This is a genomic window from uncultured Campylobacter sp. (genome assembly GCF_938030815.1).
In the GTDB taxonomy this organism is placed as follows: Bacteria; Campylobacterota; Campylobacteria; order Campylobacterales; family Campylobacteraceae; genus Campylobacter_B.
The window spans coordinates 1-6231 of record NZ_CALHII010000139.1 but is presented as its reverse complement, the minus strand read 5'-3'; the positions used below and the strand labels follow the sequence as shown (position 1 = coordinate 6231).

At 44.2% G+C, this 6231-nt stretch carries 6 protein-coding genes; all 6 read left to right on the top strand.

Translation table 11 applies throughout. The annotated features are described in order from the left end of the window. A partial coding sequence (locus tag Q0277_RS05395) for a hypothetical protein (RefSeq protein ID WP_297996272.1) occupies nucleotides 1–394 on the top strand: 394 nt, incomplete at its 5' end. Nucleotides 395–435: 41 nt separating this feature from the next. Continuing rightward, complete coding sequence (locus Q0277_RS05390; RefSeq protein WP_297996270.1) at nucleotides 436–1086, top strand: hypothetical protein; 651 nt, start codon at nucleotides 436–438, stop codon at nucleotides 1084–1086. A 144-nt stretch (nucleotides 1087–1230) separates the two neighbouring features. Then, complete coding sequence (locus Q0277_RS05385; RefSeq protein ID WP_297996268.1) at nucleotides 1231–3468, top strand: nitric-oxide reductase large subunit; 2238 nt, start codon at nucleotides 1231–1233, stop codon at nucleotides 3466–3468. 275 nt (nucleotides 3469–3743) lie between these two features. Next, on the top strand, nucleotides 3744–4187 hold the full coding sequence (locus Q0277_RS05380; RefSeq protein WP_297996266.1) for a GatB/YqeY domain-containing protein: 444 nt from the start codon (nucleotides 3744–3746) through the stop codon (nucleotides 4185–4187). Nucleotides 4188–4418: 231 nt separating this feature from the next. Then, a complete protein-coding gene (locus Q0277_RS05375; protein ID WP_297996264.1) occupies nucleotides 4419–5036 on the top strand; it encodes a hypothetical protein in 618 nt (205 codons plus the stop codon). Between the two features lie 52 nt (nucleotides 5037–5088). Further along, complete coding sequence (locus Q0277_RS05370; RefSeq protein ID WP_297996262.1) at nucleotides 5089–5724, top strand: hypothetical protein; 636 nt, start codon at nucleotides 5089–5091, stop codon at nucleotides 5722–5724. Nucleotides 5725–6231 lie beyond the last annotated feature (507 nt).

Below are 6231 nucleotides of genomic sequence, written 5' to 3'. Positions count from 1 at the left end.
GTGGATATACGGGATTATTATTTTTGTGGTTTCTAGCTTATATTCATTGGTTTATTATATTTACTTTTGTAGATATGATAATGATTTTATCTTGGTTTCAAAAAAGAAGTGTGAAAACGATTTTCCGTTTTTGTTACTTCCGTTTATGTTCGGTCTAGGTATTTTTATGTTTGAGGTTTATTATACCGGATATTTTGCAAGCAGCGGTATAAGCATAAGAACAAGCCATTTTATGCCGGAATTTCAAAGTAGATTTTCAATTTTTGGATATATTATTTTCTTTCAATCTGGTTTTTCTCTTTCTGGTTCCGTAATATTAATGTCTACATTCGAATTTATTTACAAAATATATTTCTATTTAAAAGAAGTGAAAGATGCAGAGCAAAGTCAATGAAAAGAGCGGTGTATTGAATTAAAAATTTGGAGTATTATCGTATGGAATTTCAAAGTTATAAATCTGAAATGCCTCTTTTTATGATCAAAGATTATTGGACTAAAATCAGCACAGAATGTTATTTAATATTAGCTGTATTTTTAGTCATATTCCTATTTTTCTGCAGAGGAAGTGCTTGGGCATATCAATTCCTAGGAGCTGTTACTTTTTTAGTGGGAATTTTATTTATTAATAAACATAAATTTTTAAATTTCTATTCCGATAGAATAGAATATAATTCTTTATGCAAAAATTATAATGATGTATATTCGATACATAAAAGTGTAAAGACTTCTAATTTTGATAAAATCGCTATTTATAAATTTTCTGGACTCGTGATTGAAGACGCGTGCAAATACAATGCCAATATAACTAGGTTTAAAAAATTTCTCTTGCTAATTTTATCGTACGCTTTGCATCCGATAAATCTTCTTTGCTTCGGTGTACTTAAAATTTTAAGAAGAATAGATAGCATAAATTTAAATGTTCTAATTTTATTAGATAGTACTCATAGTAATTATTTTGCCATTCCGCTAACTATGTTAAGTGAGTATGAACGAGTAAATTTGAAAAAGTATTTAAAAGACAAACTAAATCTAAATCTTGATAATATTGAAATCAGGGATAGATTTGTAGATATAAATTTTATATAAAATTTTCTAAAACCCTTTATTCCAGTATATTTTAATAAATTCCAGCTTAAGCAGATAAATTTTATCTTTTTATTGACGGACCTCAATGCTTATAGAAATTTAAATAGGTAAAATTCACTCCTAATTTCAGTTAAAGGAGTGAAAATGGCAGAATTTAAAAAGCTCTGGATGACGCTCGTAGCGGTACTCATCGTGGGCTTTAGTTTCTTGGGTTTTTACGGCGGTGAGGTGTATAGGCAGTCTCCGCCGGTGGTAAAATTTACCGATGCTAGCGGCAACGAGCTAATCAGTACCGAGTGCATTTACCGCGGACAGGAGGCCTGGCAGAGTATCGGCGGTATGCAGGTGGGCTCGGTGTGGGGACACGGAGCGTATCAGGCGCCTGATTGGAGCGCGGATTGGCTGCATAAGGAGCTGGTTGCGTTTATGGATATCAAGGCGCAGGAGCGCTTCGGCGCTAAATTTGACGCTTTGAGCGACGAGCAAAAGGCGCAAATTAAGGCGCTTACAAAGGCCGAGTACCGCACAAACACCGTAAAAGACGGCACCGTCAAGCTAAGCGATGATCGCTTGAAGGCTATGGCGGTCGTAAAAAACGAGTACATGGGCGTTTTCGGAAACGATCCGCGCTTTAAAAAGCTTCGCGAGGATTACGCGATGAAGGAAAACACGCTCGCAAACGAGCAACATCGCTCCGAGCTTATGGATTTCATATTTTGGACCGCTTGGGCGGTTTCCACGGATCGTCCGAGCGGAGAGGCGACCTATACCAATAACTGGCCGCACGAGCCGCTGATAGACAATGTCCCTACCACGGAAAACGTCGTTTGGACGATCGCAAGCCTCGTTATTTTGCTTACCGGCATCGGCTTGTTGGTTTGGTTCGGAAATTTCTACGGCAAAAAGGACGAGGATTTCGAGGCTCCTGCGAAGCTAAACGCCGATCCGATCGCCGCTTTAGCGCTTACGCCGTCGCAAAAGGCGCTCGGCAAGTACCTTTTCGTAGCGATTGCATTGTTTGCATTTCAAGCCTTTATCGGCGGCTTTGTTGCGCACTATACGATCGAGGGTCAGTCCTTTTTCGGGCTTGATATTTCGCAATATATCCCTTACTCGCTAGCTCGCACCTGGCACGTGCAGGCATCCATTTTCTGGATTGCTACGGGCTTTTTGGCGGCGGGATTGTTTCTAGCTCCGATCATCAACGGCGGCAAAGATCCTAAATTTCAAAAGCTCGGCGTGGACGTGCTTTTCTACGCGCTTCTTTTCTTGGTCGTCGGCAGCTTCGCGGGCGAATACATGGCGATTGCGGGTAAGATGGATCCAAGCAGCAGTTTCTGGATCGGACATCAAGGATACGAGTATTTAGACCTCGGTAGAATTTGGCAGCTGATACTGTTTGTGGGCCTTGTGATCTGGATGGTGCTCGTGCTGCGCGGCTTTATCGCGGGCTTTAGAGCCGAGGGCGATAAGAATTTATTGGCGATTTTTACCGCTTCGGTTATCGCCGTGGGGCTTTTTTACGGCGCAGGGCTATTCTACGGACAGCGCTCGCCGATCCCTGTGATGGAGTATTGGCGCTGGTGGGTCGTGCACCTTTGGGTCGAGGGATTTTTCGAGGTTTTCGCGACGGCGTCTTTGGCGTTCGTATTCGCGTCCTTGGGCTTAGTAAGCAAGAAATTTGCCACCTACACCTCGATTGCTAGCGCGTCGATTTTCCTAATCGGCGGAATTCCTGGTACCTTCCATCACCTCTATTTTGCGGGCACCACTACGCCGATAATGGCTGTGGGTGCGAGCTTCTCGGCGCTTGAGGTCGTGCCTTTGGTGCTTTTGGGCTCAGAAGCATTTCATTACTACAAGCTTCAATTCGCGCAGGATTGGGCTAAGCGTCTAAAATGGCCGCTTTACTGCTTCATCGCCGTGGCGTTTTGGAATATGCTGGGCGCGGGCGTTTTCGGCTTTTTAATTAATCCGCCGCTTGCGCTATTTTATATTCAGGGCTTAAATACCACCGCAGTGCACGCTCATACGGCACTATTTGGCGTATACGGCTTTTTGGCGCTCGGCTTTGTGTGGCTCGTGGCGCTGTATATTTACAAAGACAAAAGCTTCGACGATACGCTGATGAAGATCGGCTTTTGGGCGCTTAACGCGGGTCTGCTTCTAATGGTGCTGATTTCGCTATTACCTGTCGGAATTTTGCAGGCATTCGCGGCGATCGACGTTGGTATGTGGTACGCAAGAAGCGCGGAGTTTTTGCAGAAAGACAGCCTCTACGGGCTCCGCTGGGCGCGCATCATCGGCGATACGATCTTTTTGGTAGGAAGCGTGTGCTTCTTGCTTCAAATCGTGCGAATGATATTCTCACGCGCTAAATAGAGCCTTCGCGAGCTTCTATTACTCGCTTTGCCTCAAAGGAATTTTATGTTCTTGCGAGGCTTTTTAAATTTAGCGCGCTTCGCGCGAGCTTTTTTCTGCAAAGGGGAGCTGCGCGCGAGTCTTTGCCACAGACGATGCCCACGGCTAGTTTTAAATTTAGCCGCAAATCGCGATCAATCTTTAAAATTTTAAAATTTCATCCCCTTAAATTTACCCAAGCCAAATTTTAAATTTGCTAAAATTACCGCCGAAATTTTAATCTCAAGGAGTAGAAAATGGGTGTGCGAGAGCAAATTTTAGAAGACATTAAAACGGCGATGAAAAGCGGCGATCACTTCCGCAGAGACAGCCTGCGGATGCTTAACGCCGCGCTTAAGCAGGTCGAGGTGGACGAGCGCATCAGCCTTAGCGATGAGCGCGTCTTTAGCATCCTTCAAAGCGAGATCAAGCGCCGAAATGACTCTGTAGAGCAGTACCGCGCGGGCGGTCGCGACGATCTGGTGCAAAAAGAGCAGGGCGAGATCGAGATCATCGCGTCCTATCTGCCCGCGCAGCTAGGCGATGCCGAGCTTGCTGCCGCGGTTAGCTCGCTAATCTCGCAGCTTGGCGCTAGCGGCGCAAAGGATATGGGGCGCGTGATGAAAGCTGCCAAAGAAGCGCTCGGCTCAAGCGTAGACGGCAAGCGGCTAAGCGAGGCGGTCAAAGCGGCACTGAAGTAGAGCCGGGAATTTAAAAGCCGTGGCTTTGCTTCTTGGCGGAGTTTTGCGGAACGCAGAATTCCGTATCGAAATTCCGCACCCAAAATTCTGCGTCGGGATTTTATAGCGCGGAATTTTGCACTGAAATTCCGAGCGTGAAATTTAAGGCGTAAAATTTCGCTGCTGAAATTTTTTGAGATAGAGCTTGGGCTGCGGAATTCATACGCTAATTTAAAATTTTAAAGGATCATCATGAAAAAATTTATCGCAGTTTTACTAGCCGTCCTGCTTGTGGGATGCCAGTGCAAACAAAACGTAGTGCCTGGGGCGAACGAAACGCCCGAAAAGATCACGGCATTTTTCATAAACGATGGCAAGGAATACATCGTAGGCGAGAAACTTAGTTATGTGCTGACGGACGGCTCATCGCTTAAGAATATCTCGGAATTTTACGATGGCGGATACGCCAAAGGGCTTAAGCGCGAGTTTGTGCAGATCGAAGTAACCGATGCTAAAAACGGCGAGGCGCGCGGTAGCTTCAGTGCTTTTTTAAACTCTGCCGCAGGAGCAGACGTCGCCAAAATCAAAGCTCTAGCAAATCGCATAGAAATCGATGAGAAAAAGGGCGAGATAGAAGTGATTTTCTACTTCGATGCGCGCGTCGTGCAGATCAAAAATCTTAGCGAAATAATGAAGCCAAGCGATAGGCTACGCTCCCCGATAGCCGCAAACATCGAGGTTAGGCCCGAACGCTGCGAGGGCAACGCCCTGTTGGATACGCTAGGCATCATCGTGGCTATACCAGTGGTAATCGTGGGAGCGGTACTGTTTCTGCCCGTGGTGATGATGCAGGAATATAGCCCTCGATAATAAAAGCCGTGAAATTCCGTATCTTGCAGCGAAACTTACAATGTAATGATCGATGAAGCTCGGCGAAATTTGGTATAACTTAGATCGCAAGTTCGATCTATTTATGATCGCATTTTATTTGGCGGCGATGTGGTACGGATTTCTTTTTAGCTTGAATCCGAAAAGCTTAGATGATCTGAAAATCGCAAATGGAATAATTATGGATGTTAGAAGCGATGATGGGCGCGAATATATGCAGATTTTTACGGATGAGCGCAAATTTATCAAAGTCTTTTTAAATGGCGATACGGATAACTTAACCTCCTTTTATAAAAATAAAATTTTGCTCAATGCGGCAATTGCGGAAGCTAATTTTAAGCGCTTAGGAGCGGACGAGTGGCAAGGCGTAAATATTAAGCCTTCTATCTCGCTAATCGCATACGAATGGCTGGAAGGCAAGCGAGTTAAAGCTTGGTATCAAAGCCGTCCGTTTCCGTTTCAGAGTCGCGGCACGGCATATCAAGTTTTATTTTTGGATTATAATGCAAGCGTCGATCCGTCGCAACGCGAGTATCTGATGAAATTCAGATATAACAAATACACTACGATGGATGATAAATTTACGGCTACGGTATTTGGAGCTTTAACGCTCATTTTTCTTGTGATAGTGGCGGGCAAATTTTATCAAGCATGGCGCCAACTGCAATAAACATTGCGCCGCGAATTTTAATTAGCATCGGATAACCTGAAAACACGGCACGCGGTATCGATACGAAGTATTTTAAAAGGCACTAGGCTTGCGGCGTGCATTTCATTGCGGATAGCGGCGGCGCGAGCAGGCTAAGTTTACGGCGATAAATTCAGAGCGTCATTAAAATACAGACCGAAACGAGATTTAAAATTTTGATAAATAGTTTGCGCCGAGTTTTGAAATTTTGCGGCTTTGTCTGCGCCGGCTAGCGCAAAATTCTAAATTTTAAACTGCATAAAATTCTAAATTTTAAACTGCATAAAATTTTAAAATTTAAACTGCGCGAGATTTCAAAATTTTAAATTTCGCGCTCGTTTAGCAGCATCCATAAATTCCAAACGTCAAATGGGGGCGGATGGGCTAAAATAGCCCATTTATCAGCCCTTTAATCACGTCTGATTGCTCCTTTTTCGCGTCATTTTTGCTGCTGTTATCGTCCTTTTTCACGCCGAAAAGCTTGTCGAT